12 protein-coding genes are annotated in these 15,618 nt (G+C 75.7%); 10 read left to right on the top strand and 2 right to left on the bottom strand.

The window, feature by feature from the left end; all coding sequences use genetic code 11:
- Window positions 1-419 precede the first annotated feature (419 nt).
- From BTM25_RS22755 to BTM25_RS22735, 5 genes are all read left to right on the top strand, one after another.
- On the top strand, window positions 420-1,295 hold the full coding sequence (locus BTM25_RS22755) for a ribonuclease HI (protein ID WP_146059115.1): 876 nt from the start codon (window positions 420-422) through the stop codon (window positions 1,293-1,295).
- 18 nt (window positions 1,296-1,313) lie between these two features.
- A complete protein-coding gene (locus BTM25_RS22750; protein WP_103565022.1) occupies window positions 1,314-1,667 on the top strand; it encodes a nucleotide pyrophosphohydrolase in 354 nt (117 codons plus the stop codon).
- Between the two features lie 113 nt (window positions 1,668-1,780).
- Complete coding sequence (locus BTM25_RS22745; RefSeq protein WP_235828577.1) at window positions 1,781-4,033, top strand: DUF4041 domain-containing protein; 2,253 nt, start codon at window positions 1,781-1,783, stop codon at window positions 4,031-4,033.
- A gap of 170 nt (window positions 4,034-4,203) precedes the next feature.
- The gene (locus BTM25_RS30745; protein ID WP_205648226.1) at window positions 4,204-7,311 is read left to right on the top strand and encodes a BTAD domain-containing putative transcriptional regulator; all 3,108 of its coding nucleotides are present in this window, start codon (window positions 4,204-4,206) and stop codon (window positions 7,309-7,311) included.
- Window positions 7,312-7,785: 474 nt separating this feature from the next.
- Entirely contained in the window at window positions 7,786-9,324 is a 1,539-nt protein-coding gene (locus tag BTM25_RS22735) for an MFS transporter (protein WP_103565307.1), read from the top strand.
- A 78-nt stretch (window positions 9,325-9,402) separates the two neighbouring features.
- Here the strand turns inward: BTM25_RS22735 and BTM25_RS22730 are convergent, their stop codons facing one another.
- Window positions 9,403-10,080: a phosphonatase-like hydrolase gene (locus BTM25_RS22730; protein WP_103565020.1), complete on the bottom strand. Its 678-nt coding sequence runs from the start codon at window positions 10,078-10,080 to the stop codon at window positions 9,403-9,405.
- Window positions 10,077-10,832 carry a GntR family transcriptional regulator gene (locus tag BTM25_RS22725; protein WP_205648225.1) on the bottom strand — a complete coding sequence of 252 codons (756 nt, stop codon included), beginning with the start codon at window positions 10,830-10,832 and terminating at the stop codon, window positions 10,077-10,079. Before BTM25_RS22725 ends, BTM25_RS22730 begins: the two co-directional genes overlap by 4 nt.
- Window positions 10,833-10,967: 135 nt before the next feature.
- Here BTM25_RS22725 and BTM25_RS22720 point away from each other — a divergent pair, with 135 nt between their 5' ends.
- The 5 genes from BTM25_RS22720 to BTM25_RS22700 are packed head-to-tail and all read left to right on the top strand — an operon-like array spanning window position 10,968 to window position 15,605.
- The gene (locus BTM25_RS22720) at window positions 10,968-12,101 is read left to right on the top strand and encodes a TIGR03364 family FAD-dependent oxidoreductase (RefSeq protein ID WP_103565018.1); all 1,134 of its coding nucleotides are present in this window, start codon (window positions 10,968-10,970) and stop codon (window positions 12,099-12,101) included.
- 11 nt (window positions 12,102-12,112) lie between these two features.
- Entirely contained in the window at window positions 12,113-13,009 is an 897-nt protein-coding gene (locus tag BTM25_RS22715; RefSeq protein ID WP_103565017.1) for a phosphate/phosphite/phosphonate ABC transporter substrate-binding protein, read from the top strand.
- The gene (locus tag BTM25_RS22710) at window positions 13,010-13,759 is read left to right on the top strand and encodes a phosphonate ABC transporter ATP-binding protein (RefSeq protein WP_103565016.1); all 750 of its coding nucleotides are present in this window, start codon (window positions 13,010-13,012) and stop codon (window positions 13,757-13,759) included.
- Complete coding sequence (phnE, locus tag BTM25_RS22705; protein WP_103565015.1) at window positions 13,756-14,571, top strand: phosphonate ABC transporter, permease protein PhnE; 816 nt, start codon at window positions 13,756-13,758, stop codon at window positions 14,569-14,571. The genes BTM25_RS22710 and phnE overlap by 4 nt, the downstream gene beginning before the upstream one ends.
- Window positions 14,568-15,605 (top strand): alcohol dehydrogenase catalytic domain-containing protein, encoded by a 1,038-nt coding sequence (locus tag BTM25_RS22700; RefSeq protein WP_103565014.1) that lies wholly within the window; start codon window positions 14,568-14,570, stop codon window positions 15,603-15,605. The genes phnE and BTM25_RS22700 overlap by 4 nt, the downstream gene beginning before the upstream one ends.
- Window positions 15,606-15,618 lie beyond the last annotated feature (13 nt).

The following is a 15,618-nucleotide window of genomic DNA, read 5'->3' as shown; positions in this document are numbered from 1 at the left end:
GGTCACCTTTGGTTATAGACCGGAATGCATTTCTGCGCCTCCCCGATGACCTTGGACGTATCGTCCGGACACATCGGCAAATAGGCGATACGAGACGATGATCCGTATCCCTTGAATCCGCAGGTCAGCGGGCTTATCGGCGGCGTTTCGCCCGTCCGCGACCGGCACCGTCGCGCCCCCGTCGTCTCACCTTCGGGCAAGGAAAGTGTGAGCCCGCCGGACGGTCCTCGCCTGACCAGCGGCGTTCCCGGCGGACGGCCCGGAACCCCGGGATAACTCGCCGGACGCGACGAATTCCTTTTCCCATACGGAATCGCCCGACCGACGGCTGCGGAAATGCCGTTTTCGCTTGATCGGGCTTGCGAATATGTTGTATTTTAGCCGTCAAATCAACGGATGTCATGCCTGGGAGGCGTCCCATGACTACGACGACGATGTCGCTCCATCGGTTCGAGTCGGGCCTCCTCCTGCTGCCGCCCCGGACCGCCGACCGCGCCCGGCGGATGCGCGCCGCCGCCACCCGGGCGCAGGCGTGCCCCACCTGCGCGGCCGCGCGCACCTCCCTGGACCTGTGCTTCATCGCCGCCCGGTACAACGACCCCGCCTGGGTCGAGACGGCGCTGGCGGAGGCCGAGCACCACGTCGATTCCGGGCGGCACCATCCGCGCTGCCCGCAGTCGCCCGAACGGCCTCCGGCCCGTCCGGCGCCGCGCGCGGGCCACCACGGGAGCCTCGCCGAGTGGGCGCGGCGGCCCGGACCGACGGTCGCGGCGACGGACGCGTCCTGCAAGAACCGGCGCTGCGGGCTCGGCTACGTGGTCAGCGACGGCCGCTGGGGGATGCACGGCTGCGTGTCGGGTCCCGGCGAGCCGGCCGGGCCCGGGAACGTCCTCGTCAGCGAGCTCAAGGCCGTCGCGCTGCTCCTGGACCGCCTGGAGGACGACGGCCCGCTGACGCTCCTCGTGGACAGCCTCGCCGCGCTGCGCCTGCTGCGCCGGTGGCGGTCGGGCGACGTCGAACCGATGCCGAAGGGCTACGCCCCGCACGACCGCCGCTCGGGCGGGCCCGCGCTCGTCCGACTGGCCGAATCCGTCGCGGCGCGCCCCCGCCTCGGCCTCCACCACGTCAAGGGCCATGCCGGGCACCCCCTCAACGAGACGGCCGACTCCCTGGCCTCGATCGCCCGCCGCCGCCTTACCACCGCGTTCGACGCGACGACGCGCGCCGAGGAACTCGTCCGCGCCTTCCTCGCCGACTGGCACGACCACGCCGCCCACCACTCCCCCGCCGCCTGACCGTCCTAGGCTGGCCGGATGCGCGAGATCGAGGAGTTCGCCGCCCGGCTGCGGGAGTTCGGCGCGGAGCGGGACTGGGAGCGGTTCCACACGCCGAAGAACCTGGCGATGGCGCTGGCCGGGGAGGCGGGCGAGTTGGTCGCCGAGTTCCAGTGGCTCACGCCCGAGCAGAGTGAGCGGCTCGCCGAGGATCCGGCGGCTTTCGCCCGCGTCCGGGCGGAGATCGGCGACGTGTTCGCCTATCTGACGCGGCTGGCGGACCGGCTCGGCATCGACCTGCTGGAGGCTGCGAACGCCAAGTTCGATGAGGTCGAGCGTCGTTACGACGCCGCCTCCTACCGGGGGACCGCTCGCAAGGCGCCGCCTCTGTGACGCAGCGTGGCCGGTTGTGGTGGAGGCGTAAACCGACGGGTGAGTGACGCGTCCCACAGGCGCACGGCCGTAGCGGCCGTGGCACCTCGGACACGGAACGGACCCGACGAACGATGACCACCCAGGGCGACGCTGCCCCTCCCCTGATCGGCGGCGATGTGGACCCCGCCGACTCCGCCCGGCTCCTGCGCCTGGTCGGGCTCTTCCTCGCGCCCGGTGAGAGCGTGCTCGGCCTGGCCGCGGTCTCCCGCTCGCCCGGCGGGCTGACCCACGTCGCGGTCACCGGGCGGCGGCTCCTCGGCTTCGTCGCCGCCGACATCGCTAAGGTCGGGCCCGCCGTCCGGGTCGCGCTCACCGACATGACCTCGGTGGACGCGCCCGCGGCCGCGACGGGGCGGCGGTCTCTGATCGTCGACGCCGGCGGGACGCGGACCGCCTACGGCGACCTCGCGGAGCGGGACGCCGGCATGCTCGTCGGGCTCGTGCGCGAGCGCCTGGCTCCCGCACCGGCCGCCGCACCCGCGTTCCCGCCACCCGTCCCGGCAGCACCCGCACCCGCCACGTCCCCGCCTGCCGCACCCGCGCCCGCCGTGCCCGGCGCGCCCGCGTCCGCTGTGCCCGGCTCAGCCGCACCCCGCCTTGCCGCGCCCGGCTCAGCCGCGCCCCAACCTGCCGCGCCCACACCGACCGCGCCCGGACCGGCCATGCCCCTTTCTGCCGCGCCCGCGCCCCTGACGCCCGCGACCGCCCCTCCCGCGCCAGCGTCGAGCATGCCCTCGCCGGGCGCCCTCCCGCCCCTGCCCTCGACCTTCGCGCCGCCCGTCGCTTCTACGCCCGCCACGCCTGCGGCCTACGCGCCCACGCCGCTTCCCGTCACGCCCGCGCCGGCGGCGCACCCGCCCGTGGTTGCGGCTCCCGCCGCGCCGGTGGCGCAGGCACCTGTGAGCTGGCGTTATGTCAGTCCGCCCGGGTGGCCCGTCCCGCCGCCCGGCTGGACGCCGCCGCCGGGGTGGCGTGCCGACCCGTCCTGGCCCGCGCCCCCGCCGGACTGGCAGTTCTGGGTGCGGGACGTCCCAGCGCCCGTCCCAGCACCCGTCCAGGCGCCGCCGCCGGAGCCGTCGCCGTTCGGTGCGACGGGTGGGGACCGGCGGCCGGTGTTCGGCGGGCGGAAGCAGCGGATCGAGGAGTTGGAGGCGGAGAACGCGCGGCTGCGCGCCGAGGCGGAGCGGCTCGGCCTGCTGGAGCCGATGCGGCTCGCCGCCGAGATCGACGCGCTCCGGATGCGGTTGGACGAGACGCGCACCGAGCTGAGACGGGAGACCGCGCGGCTGGAGGAGGCGCGCACCGCGATCGTCGAGACGCGGGACGTCGCGTTGCTGCAGGAGGTCGGCGTCTACGAGTACCTGCATCCGCTCGCCGACGTCGTCGCCTACAAGGCCAAGCTCGCCGCCGTGAAGGACGAGATCAGCTCGATCGCCCGGGAGGGACGCGCGGTCGTCGGCGCGACGAACTGGTCGGTGAACGGGTCGCAGGCGCAGGGCCGCGCGATGGTCCGCGACTTCTCGAAGCTGATGCTGCGCGCCTACAACGCCGAGGCGGACAACCTGGTGCGGACGATGCGGCCGTACAAATTGCAGTCGGCGTTGGATCGGCTGGACAAGACCGCGCAGACGATCGAACGGCTCGGCAAGACGATGGACATCCGCGTCAGCGCCAAGTACCGGAACGTCCGGCGCCGTGAGCTGCGCCTGACGGCCGACCACCTCGCCAAGGCCGAGGAGGAGAGGGAGCGGATCCGCGCCGAGCGCGAGCGGCAGCGCGAGGAGGACAAGGCGCGCCGCGAGTTCGAGCGGGAGAAGGCGCGGCTGCTGAAGGAGCGGTCGCACGTCGAGTCCGCGATCGTCCGGCTGGAGGCGCGCGGCGACGCGTCCGGCGCGGACGAGCTGCGGGCCAAGCTCGACGACGTGGACGCGGCGCTGACGAGCGTCGCGGGCCGGGAGGCCAACACGCGGACGGGCCACGTCTACGTGATCTCCAACCTCGGCGCGTTCGGGGAGCGCATGGTCAAGATCGGGATGACGCGGCGGCTCGATCCGATGGAACGGGTCCGCGAGCTGGGCGACGCGTCGGTGCCGTTCCACTTCGACGTCCATGCACTGATCTTCAGTGCGGACGCGGTGGAGCTGGAGAACCGGCTGCACCAGGAGTTCGCCGAGCGGCGCGTGAACCGGGTGAACAACCGGCGCGAGTTCTTCTACGCGACTCCGGGCGAGGTGCGCGACGTCCTGGCCCGCATCGCCGATAACCACCTCGTGGAGTACAAGGACGTGCCGGAGGCGGAGGAGTACCGGCGGAGCAGCGGCTAAGGCGCGGTGCGGGGAGCCATCCCCCCGGTGGTCCCCGCACCGCACGACGCCTCTGGGGCGCATCTGTTCCAACGGGCGGGGACGGGCGGTTGTTCCCCGGGCGGCGGGAGGTTTTCCACAGGCGCGGGCGGGGGCGGCGGAGGCCGGGACGGATGGGCGAGAATCGGGCCATGCGTTTCGGGGTTCTCGGGTCCGTGGAGGTGGACGACGGCGGGCGGGCCGTCACCGTCGGCGGTCCCATGGTCAGGGCGCTCGTGGCGCGGCTGGCGCTGGACGCCGGGCGGCTCGTCCCGGTGGACCGGCTGATCGACGGGCTGTACGGGGACGATCCGCCGGGCGGGGCGTCCAACGCGCTGCAGTCGCAGGTGTCGCGGCTGCGGCGCGGCCTCGGGGACGCGGGGCTCGTGGCGGGCGGCGCGGACGGGTACCGGCTCGTCGCCGACCCCGACGACGTGGACGCGCTGCGCTTCGAGCGGCTCGCCCGCGACGGCGGACGGGCGCTGGAGCGGGGCGCGTTCCCGCAGGCGGCGGCCCTGCTGGCGGAGGCGGCCGGGCTGTGGCGCGGCCCGGCGCTGGCGGGCGTCGCGGCGCCGTTCGCGGCCGGGCAGGCGGCACGGCTGGAGGAGGCGCGGCTGCGCGCCCTGGAGGACCTGGCGGCGGCGCGGCTCGCGCTCGGCGCGGCGGCCGAGGCGATCGACGACCTGCGCGGGCTGCTCGCCGGGCATCCGCTGCGGGAGCGCGCGGTCGGCCTGCTGATGCGGGCGCTCGCGGCGGCGGGCCGGCAGGCGGAGGCGCTCGCCGCGTTCGAAAACGTCCGGACGCGGCTCGCCGAGGAGCTGGGCGCCGACCCGTCGCCCGCGCTGGCCGAGGTCCACGTCGGCCTCCTGCGCGGCGCGTCCCCGGAGCGAAGACCGGCGGGGCCGCCGCTGCCCGCGCAGCTCACCAGCTTCGTCGGGCGCGACGACGAGCTGAACCGGGTCGGCCGGACGCTGGCGGCCGGGCGGCTCGTCACGCTGCTCGGCCCGGGCGGCGCGGGCAAGACCAGGCTGGCGATCGAGGCGGCGGGCCGCGAGCGCGGCGAGACCTGCTTCGTGGACCTGGCGCCGCTCGGCGACGGCGCGGAGGTGCCGAAGGCGGTGCTCGGGGCGCTCGGGCTGCGCGAGAGCGCGATCCTGCCCGGCGGCGGGGGCGGCGCGCCGGGCGTGGACCGGCTCGTCGCGGCGCTGGCGGGACGGCCGCTGCTGCTCGTCCTGGACAACTGCGAGCACGTGATCGGGGCGGCGGCGGACCTGGCCCGGCGGCTGCTGACGTCCTGCCCGCTGCTGCGCGTCCTCGCGACGAGCCGGGAGCCGCTCGGGATCACCGGGGAGACGCTGCGTCCGCTGCCGCCGCTGGGGCTTCCGCCCGAGGGCGCGGACGCGCACGCCGCCGCCGCGTACCCGGCCGTCCGGCTTTTCGCGGACCGCGCGGCGGCCGTCCGGCCCGGGTTCGCCGTCGAGGCGGGCACGGTGGACGCGGTCGTGCGGATCTGCTCGGCGCTGGACGGCCTGCCGCTGGCGATCGAGCTGGCCGCCGCGCGGCTGCGCTCGCTGCCGGTGGAGGAGGTCGCGGCACGGCTGGGCGACCGGTTCCGGCTGCTGTCGCGGGGCGACCGGACGGCCGCCGCACGGCACCGGACGCTGCGGTCGGTCGTGGAGTGGAGCTGGGACCTGCTGGGCGCGGACGAGCGCGCGGCGGCACGCCGTCTGACGGTGTTCACCGGCGGGTTCACGCTCGCGATGGCGGAGGAGGTGTGCGGCCTGCCCGGCATGGAGGAGCTGGTGCTGGAGCTGGCCGACAAGTCGCTCGTCCAGACGGACGGAGCACGGTTCCGGATGCTCGACACGATCCGGGTGTTCTGCGCGGAGCGGCTGGACGAGGCGGGCGAGCGGGCGGAGCTGGAACGCGCGCACGCCGCCCACTTCCTCGCCCTGGCGCAACGGGCCGACGGCCACCTGCGCGGCGCGGACCAGCTCGTCTGGCTGGACCGGCTGGTCGCCGAGCACGGCGACCTGCACGCCGCGCTGCGGCGCTCGCTCGGCGATCCCCCGGTCGCGCTGCGGCTCGTCGCCGCGCTGTCCTGGTACTGGTGGCTGCGCGGGCGGATCGAGGGCGCGGCGCTGGCCGCCGAGCTGATGGACGTCCTCGGCCCCGACGTGCCCGAGGGGCTGGAGGAGGAGTACGTGATGTGCGCCGCCAACGCCGCGTCGGGCGGGGGCGCGGGCGAGCGGGCGGTGGCGTGGCTGGACCGGGCCGACGCGGTGCTGGCGGGCATCGACCGTCCGTCGCGGCACCCGGCGGCGATGGTGCTGTGGGCGCTGACGGCCGGGCCGGACCGGACGGACAAGGACGCGTTCGTCCGGCAGATCCGCGCCGACGACGACTGGTCGCAGGCCGTGCTGGTCATGAGCGAGGGCTTCCTCGCCCAGTTCCGGGGCGACGCCGAGACGGGCGCGCGCTGCTGCGAGGCGGCGCTGGCGGGGTTCCGGCGCGTCGGCGACCGATGGGGCATCGCCAACACGCTGGACACCCTGGCGTCGTTCACCGAGGCCCGGGGCGACCGGGACCGCGCCCGCGCGCTGCTGGCCGAGGCCCTGGACCTCGCCGAGCAGCTCGGCGCCCTGGAGGACTCGGCCGACCTGCTGTGCCGCCGGGCGGGCCTGCTGCAACGCGCCGAGAACGCCGACGCCGCCGCGGCGGACTATCGCCGCGCGGCCCTGCTCGCCCGCCGGGCGGGCGCACCGGACAAGGTGTCCGCCGCCTACCACGGCCTGGGCCTGCTGGCCCGCGCACGCGGCGACGTCGCCGAAGCTCGCCGCTGGTACGAGGAGGCGCAACCGGGCCTGCGGACGTCCGAGCGCTACCTCGCCGAGGCCACGAAAATGGAGGGCCTGGTCGGCCTCGGCTGGGTGACGCTGGCCGAGGGCGACGGGCCGCACGCGGCCGAACTGTTCCGGACGGCCCTCGCCCTGGCGACCGACCACCCGATCTTCGCGGCACGCGCCCACGCCGTGGCGGGCCTGGCCGGCGCGGCCCTCGCCACCGGCGACGCCGCCCAGACCGCCTACCTCCTCGGCGCGGCCACCGCCCTCGCGGGTTCCCCCGTGGACGACGTCCCCGAAGCGGCCCGCCTGGCGGCCGACGCCGCAGCCGAACTCGGCCCGGAAACGTACGCGAAGGAACACGCCCGTGGCGCCGCCCTCACCCCGGAAGAGGTGATGCGCACCGCCCTCACCTGACGCCCCACCCCACCGGCGACGTCGCCTACCTTTTGGGCGCGGCGTCGGCCCGGCGAGCCGCTGTGGACGATGTCCCCCAAGCGGCCCGCACGACCGCCGACGGCGCCGCCGAACCGGACCGGGAATCTCCGCGAAGGGACGCCGGGGGCGCAGCACTCGACCCGCGCGACGGCGGCCCTGACGGGCTTCCCGTGCGCGGCGTCCCCGAAGCGGCCCGCTTGGCGGCCGACGCCGTCCTCCCGCTGCATGCGGCATCGACCTTCGCGGGCTCTCCGTGCGCGATGGCCCTGAGGCGGCACGCCTGGCCGACGCCGTGGGCGAGGTCGGCTCGGGGCGTTGCGGAGGGGAGGGCTGAGGCGAGGGGCCTTACTTGTGGTGTGCGCTGTCCTCGGCTGATGGCTCGCGCACCGGCGGGGGCCGGGTGGTCAGTGGTTGGTGCGTCGGTGGTCAGTGCCGGGATCCAGAGTGCTCGGCATGGCAACGATCTCTTCTGCTCGCAAGTGGGGCACCTTCGCGCTGTGCGCGGTGGTGGCGCTCGTCCCCAATGTCGATCTCACGGCTCTCAACCAGGCGATTCCGCGGATCAGCGCCGATCTCGGGCCGTCCGCCACTCAGATCCTGTGGATCTCGGACGCGTACGGGTTCGCGCTGGCGGCGCTGCTCGTCACGATGGGCGGGATCGGTGACCGGATCGGGCACCGGCGGCTGCTGCTGATCGGGACGGCGCTCTTCGCGGCGGCGTCGGCCGTGACGGCGTACGCCGGGTCGGCGGAGCTGCTGATCGGGGCGCGGGCGCTGCTCGGGGTGGCGGGGGCGACGCTGATGCCGTCGGCGCTGTCGCTCATCCGCGCCGTGTTCACCGACCCCAAGCAGCGGACGGCCGCCGTCGGCGGGTTCATGGCGGTCGGCGGGCTCGCGGTCGGGCTCGGGCCGGTGGTCGCCGGGGCTCTGCTCGGGCACTTCTGGTGGGGCTCGGTGTTCCTGATCAACGTGCCGGTGATGCTGTTCGTGCTGGTGGCGGGGCTGGCGGTTCTACCGAAGGCGCCCGCGACCGTCAGCGGACGGCTCGACCTCGCGAGCGTCCCGCTGTCGGCGGCGGGCGTGCTCGGGCTCGTCTACGCGGTCAAGGAGGCGGCGGCGCACGGCGGCGAGCCGCGCGTGTACGTCGCGGCCGTGGTCGGCGTCGCCGGGATCGCCGCGTTCCTGTGGCGGCAGACGCGGTTGGACGAGCCGCTGATCGACGTCTCGCTGTTCCGCGACCGCGCGTTCACCGGTTCGGTGAGCGCCAACCTGTTCGCGATGTTCGCGCTGGTCGCCCAGTCGCTGATCTTCTCGCTGTACTTCCAGCTCGTCCTCGGCTGGTCGCCGCTGCGGGCGGGCCTGGCGGGACTTCCCGGCGCGCTCGGCGCGATGGCGGGCGGCGCGGCGCTGGCGCCCCCGCTGATCGCCGCCGCCGGACGGGCGCGGACGGTCGCGCTCGGCATGGTCATCGCCGCCGCCGCGTTCGCGTCGTTCCAGGTCGTCGGGACGGGCACCGCGTACTGGATCATCGCGATCCCGACCGTCCTGTCGGGCGTCGGCATGGGCCTGGCGCTGACCGTCACCGGAGACACCGTGCTCGCGTCGGTGCCGAGGCGGCGGACGGGCGCGGCGTCGGCGATCTCCGAGACCGCGACCGAACTCGGCGGCGCGCTCGGGCTGGCCGTCCTCGGCAGCGTGCTGAACCTCGTCTACCGGAACGCGCTGGACCTCCCGGCGGGCGTCCCGCACGGCCCCGCCGCGCACGCCCGCGACTCGCTGCCCGGTGCGTTCGAGGCCGCGTCCGCCCTCCCGGCCCAGGCGGGCGCCCAGGTCGTCGATGCCGCGCGGACCGCGTTCGTGGACGGCATGCACGCGGCGCTCCTGCTCAGCGCGGGCTTCGCGGTGCTGGTCGCGGGGGCGGCGCTGGTGACGCTCCGGTCCGTCCCGAAGGTGATCCCGGACGCGGCGGAGGAGCCCGTCCCCGTCGCCTGACACACCGCCCCCGACCGTGGGGCTCCGCGACCGAGTCGCGGAGCCCCACGGTCCTTCGGCGTTCCGGACCGGGCGGGGTCAGAGGAGGGCGGGGAGCCGGGCGGCCGACGGCAAGAGGTGCGTGTGGCGCTCGGCGCCGAGGTCGGCGGCGGATCCGGCGCCGGAGAGGACGCCGACCACGAAGCGCGCTCCGGCATTGCGGCCGGCGGCCAGGTCGTTGGGGGTGTCCCCGGCGACAAGGACGCGGTCGACGGACGTCACGCCGGCCAGTTCCATCGCCCGGAAGATGAGGTAGGGGGCGGGGCGGCCGGCGGGGACCTCGTCGCTGGTGACCAGGCCGTCCACGGTGCCGCCGACCGTCCAGTCCATCGCGGCGAGGATGGATTCGGCGATGTCGCGGGCGTAGCCGGTCTGCAGGACGACCTTCACCCCGGCGGCGCGCAGCGCGGCGATCGCGTCGGCGACGCCCGGCAGGGGAACCGGCGGGACGGTCGCGTACGCCTCGCCCAGACGGCCCGCGAAGTCGGCGTAGACCGCGTCGACGTCGGCGGCGGGGGCGGCGCCGGTCAGTTCGGTGAGCAGCCCGGCGGCGGCCTCGCGCTTGTCGGTGCCGGTCCAGCGGCGCAGCGCGGCGGCGGGGACGGGACGGCCGGCGTGTCCCGCCACGGCCTGTTCCAGGGCGGCGTACACGGCGCCGCCCTCCTGGACGGTGGTGCCGGCCATGTCCAGCGCGGCGAGGTCGAACGATGCGTTCACGGTGTCTCTCCGGTGTCGGGCAGGGTGCGGACGAACGCGAGGCGCTGCGCGCGGGCGTTGGCGATGGTGAACGCGACGCGGTCGGGCCGGTACCGGTCGTCGCCGTACTCGACCGGGCGTCCGTCGGCCGTGCACGCCGTGCGGCGCTCGCGCAGCAGCGGGCTGCCCTTGGCGACACCGAGGCGTTCGGCGTCGGCGGACGGCGCGGCGATCGCGTCGATGGTGTGGGTGGCGGCGGTGATGTCCACGCCGCGCGCGAGCAGGCCCGCGTAGAGCGAGCCGCCGTCGGGGTCGAAGTCGAACAGCAGCCGTCCGACGTCGAGGACGAACGTGCTGCGCTCCAGCATGACCGGTTCGCCGTCGAGCAGCCGCAGCCGTAGAACGTCGATGACCGGCTCCCCCGGCGGCACGCCGAGCGCGCGGGCGGCGACCGGGTCGGCGCCGCGCCGGGCCAGCTCGACGGTGCGCTGGCCGGGCCGGTGCCCGGTCTGGTCGGCCCAGGCGGAGAACGACAGGAAGGTCTCGAAGGGCTGGGCCGTCGGACGGCGCCGGACGACCGGCTGCCGCCCCCGGCCGCCCTCGATCAGCCCTTCGTGGCGCAGCGCCGACAGCGCCTGCCGGACCGTCCCGCGGGACGCTCCGAACTCCTCGCCGAGCCGCGCCTCCGACGGCAGCGCCTCGCCGACGGCGAGCGCGCCGGTCACGATCCGCTCGCGGAGGGCGTCGGCGAGCCGGGCATGTAGGGACGTCACGAAGGTGACCATACAAGTGCCGTCCGCGGCGCTGTCAACATGGCCATTGACCAGGTGAACAGGCGATTAACTTGTCTGTACAAGAGCGTCCGGACCGTTGACGCGCCACGCCGGCCGCGGCGACTCTCTGGGGCCATGACCAGCCTTCCCACCTCTCCGCTCCCCGGTTCGCCCGTCGACCTGCTCGTCGTCGGCGCGGGCGTCGTCGGGCTCGCGCACGCCGCCGAGGCGCGCCGGCGCGGCCTGTCGGTCGCGATCGTGGAGCGCGACGCGTTCGCCACGGGCGCGTCCGTCCGCAACTTCGGCCACATCTGCGTCACCGCGCAGACGGGTGATGCGCTCCGCTACGCGCTGGCCGCGCGCGAGACCTGGCTGCGGCTCGCGGTCGAGGCGGGCTTCACGGCGGACGCGTGCGGGACGCTGGTCGTCGCGCGGCGCCCCGAGGAACTGGCCGTCCTGGAGGAGTTCGCCGCCGAGCGCGGCGCCGGCCAGGTCCGGCTGCTGGACGCGGCGGGCGTCGCCCGGCACCTGCCGCGCGCCGACCCGGCGGTCCTCGGCGGCGCCCACCTGCCCCTCGACCTGCGACTGGACGCCCCGGCGGTGATCCCGGCGCTGGCCGGGTGGCTCGCCGGGCAGGGCGTCCCGATCGCGTGGCGCACGACCGTCCTCGGGGTGGAACCCGGGCTCGTCCGCACGTCGCGGGGCGAGGTGCGGGCCGCGCGGACGGTCGTCGCGGCGGGCCACGACCTGGACCGGCTGCTGCCGGACGCGGCCGAAGGGGTGACCCGCTGCCTGCTCCAGATGCTGGAGGTGGCGCCGCCGGACGGGCTGCGCGTCGCCCCCGGCGTCCTGACCGGCACGTCGCTGCTGCGCTACCGGGGGTTCGCCGCGCAGCCGTCGGCCGCCGCGCTGCGCGCGGTCGTCGCCGCCGAGCGGCCCGACCTGCTGGACGCCGACGTGAACCTGATGTTCACCCAGCGGCCCGGCGGCGCGATCGTCCTCGGCGACACGCACCACTACGCCGCCGCGCACCCGCCGTTCGACGACGAGGACACGGCCGCGCTGCTGCTGCGCGAGGGCGCGCGGCTGCTCGGCGTCCCGTCCCTGCGCGTGCTGCGGCGCTGGCGGGGCGTGTACGCCTCGTCCGCGACGACCGACTTCCTGAACGCCAAGGTCGCCGACGGGGTCCGCGCCGTCGCCGTCACCTCGGGCATCGGCATGACCACCGCGCACGGACTGGCGCGGGCCGTCCTCGACTCACTCCTCTGAAAGGCCCCGAGATGCGTAGATTCCTCCATGCCCTGACCGCGCTTCCCCTGGCCGCGCTCGCGCTCACCGGCTGCGGATCGTCCGGCGCCGACGCGACGGGCGGGTGCCCGCACGGCAAGGTGCGCTTCGGCGTCGAGCCGTTCGAGGACGCCGCCAAGCTCACCCCCGCCTACAAGACGCTCGGCGACGCGCTGCGGGCGAAGCTCGGGTGCCCGGTCGAGGTCCAGATCGTCCAGGGTTACTCCGCCGAGGTGCTGGCCATGCAGAACGGCAAGCTCGACCTGGCCCAGTTCGGCCCGCTCGGGTTCGTGTTCGCGGCGCGGCGCACCGGCGCCGAGCCCGTCGTTTCATTCGGCAACCCGGACCGGACGGTCTCGACCTACAAGGCCGGCATCTGGGTGAAGAAGGACAGCCCGATCACCTCGATCGCCGGGCTGAAGGGCCGCACGCTCGCCCTGTCCGACACCGGCTCGACGTCCGGCGACGCGCTGCCCCGCTACGCGCTCCGCAAGGCGGGCCTGGCCGACTCCGACGTCAAGCTCCAGTACGCGGGCGGGCACCCGCAGTCCCTGATTGCGCTCACCTACGGCAAGGTGGACGCCGCCGAGATCAACACCCAGCAGCAGGCCACGTCGACCGCCGAGCACCAGTTCGACGCGGCGAAGTACCGCCAGATCTGGGCGTCCGACCCGATCCCGAACGACCCGATCACCGTCGCGAAGGGCCTGGACCCGGCGTTCCGGAGCAGACTCGTCGCGGCGCTGACCTCGCTGACGCCGCAGGACGTCGCCAAGGTCGGCTCCTACCTGGACGTCCAGCCGGGCCCGCTCGTCCCGGTCACGCGGCAGACCTACCAGCCGCTGTTCGACCTGGCGAAGACGCTCGGCCTGACCGAGAAGAACCTGTAGATGGGGGCGCTCAGCGTGCGCGGGCTGCGCAAGTCCTTCGGCGGGCGCGCCGTGCTGTCGGAGTTCGACCTGGACGTGGCGCCCGGCGAGGTCGTCGCGCTGCTCGGCGCGAACGGGTCGGGCAAGTCGACGGCGCTGAAGTGCGTCGTCGGGCTCGTCCGGCCGGACGCGGGAACGGTCCACGCGCTCGGCGCCGACCTGCTCGCCGCGCCGCGCCCGGCCGACCGCGCCCGCGTCGCGATGGTGTTCCAGCAGATCCACCTGGTCGGACGGCGTTCGGCGCTGGACAACGTCTGCGCCGGGGCGCTCGGCCGGCTGCCGCTGCGCCGGTCGTGGGCGCCGGCGGTCTTCCCCCGCGACCTGCGCGAGGAGGCGATGGCCTGCCTGGACCGGGTCGGCCTCGCCGACCGCGCGCACGAGCGGGCCGCCGCGCTGTCGGGCGGCCAGCGGCAGCGCGTGGCGCTGGCCCGCGCGCTGTGCCAGCGGGCGAAGGTGCTGCTGGCGGACGAGCCGGTCTCGGCGCTGGACCCGTCCGCCGCCGAGAACGTCATGGCGGTGATGGCGGGCCTCGCGCGGTCGGAGTCGCTCGCCGTCGCGGCCGTCCTGCACCAGCCCGACCTGGCCCGGCGGCACGCCGACCGGCTGGTCGGGCTGCGCGGCGGGCGGATCGCGTTCGCCGGGCGCGGCGACGCCGTCTCCGCCGAGCAGGTCGCCGCCCTCTACACCGCGAACGAGGAGGTAGCCGCATGAGCGCGCCCGAACGGCTGGCCGTGCCGCCCCGGCCGCGCAGCCCGCGCACGCTCGCCGCCGGGACGGTCGTCGCGGCCGTCGTCGTCGGACTGCACGTCGCGGCGTGGCGCGGCACCGAGATGGACCTCGGGATGCTCGCCGACGGGTGGCACGGGATGGCGCGGTTCGTGTCCGAGGCCGTCCCGCCGGACCTGACGTGGGACCCGGTCGTCCGGGACGGCCTGAAAGCCTGCCTGGTGACCCTGTGGACGGGCCTGCTCGGCACCACGCTGTCGATCCCGTTCACGGCGGTGCTGTGCGCGCTCGGATCGCGGGCCGTCAACGGCGACGCGACCGTCTACCAGGCTGCGCGGGGGATCATGTCGTTCCTGCGGGCCGTCCCGGACGTGGTGTTCGCGCTGGTCTTCGTCACCGCCGTCGGGCTCGGCCCGTTCGCCGGGGTCCTCGCGCTGGTCTGCAACAACACCGGCGTGATGGGCAAGCTGTGGTCGGAGGCGATGGAGGAGGCCGACGACGGCCCGGCGCAGGCGCTGCGCATCGCCGGGGCGGGCCGCGCCCAGCTCGTCGCGCACGCGGTGCTGCCCGCGTGCCTGCCGCAACTGGTCGGGCTCGCGCTCTACCGGCTGGACGTGAACGTGCGGGCGTCGCTCGTTCTCGGGCTCGTCGGCGCGGGCGGGATCGGGTTCCTCATCAACCAGTCGATCCAGGAGTTCCGGTTCGACCAGATGCTCACCTACATCCTCATGGTGCTCGTCCTGGTGGTGGCGGTGGACCTGCTCAGCTCGCTCGTCCGGCGGCGGCTCGCGGCGTGATCGCGCTGGTGTGGCCGGGCCCCGGCGGACGGCACCGGCCGCTCGCGGTCGCGCCCCCCGACCCCGCGCCGGGCGAGCTGCTGGTCGCGGTCGAGCTGGCGACGGTCTGCGGCTCGGACCTGCACACCGTCGCCGGACGGCGGCCGGGCCCGGCGCCGGGCGTGCTCGGTCACGAGGTGGTGGGACGGGTCGTCCGGCTCGGGCCGGACGCCGTCACCGACGTCCGGGGGCGGCGCGTCGCGGCCGGCGACCGTGTCGCGATCGGGATCTACGCGGCGTGCGGGACGTGCGCGCGGTGCCGCCGGGGCCTGCCGCACAAGTGCGCGCGGCTGTTCAAGTACGGCCACGCGGCGCTCGCGGACGCGGGGCCGCTGTCGGGCGGCTACGCGAGCCACGTGCTCGTCCGCGCCGGGACCCCGCTGGCCGTGGTGCCGCCGGACCTGCCCGCCGCCCTCGCCGCGCCGCTCGGGTGCGCGACGGCGACGGCCGTCGCGGTCGCCGGCGCCGCCGGGGACGTCGCCGGACGGGACGTCACCGTCTGCGGGGCGGGCCTGCTCGGCGTCCTCGCCACCGCGATGCTCGCCGGCCGGGGCGCGTCCGTCACCGTCCTCGACCCCGATCCGGGACGCCGCGCGACGGCCCTGCGGGCGGGCGCGCGGCACGCCGCCGGCCCGGACGAGGAGGTGCCGCCCGCCGACGCCTGCCTCGAACTGTCCGGCGCGGCCGACGCGGTCCGGCGCGCTCCGGCCCGCACCGCGACCGGCGGGACGATCGTGCTCGCCGGGACGGTCTCGCCGGGCGTCGCGCTGGACTGGTCGGCGCAGGACGTGGTGCGCGGGCTGCTGACCGTCCGGGGCGTCCACAACTACACACCCGCCGACCTGGCCGGGGCCGTGGCCTGGGCCGAGTCGGCGCGCCTGCCCGTCTCGGACGTCCTCGGGACCGTCCATCCCCTGACGGACCTGGACGCCGCCCTCGGGGAGGCTGCGGGGACGACCGCGCTCCGCGTCGGCGTCCGGCCCTTGGAAAAGTGATATCACTTTGCTA

Source organism: Actinomadura rubteroloni, from assembly GCF_002911665.1.
GTDB lineage: Bacteria > Actinomycetota > Actinomycetes > Streptosporangiales > Streptosporangiaceae > Spirillospora > Spirillospora rubteroloni.
The sequence above is the reverse complement of the archived record's forward strand: the minus strand, read 5'-3'. Positions and strand labels throughout refer to the sequence as shown.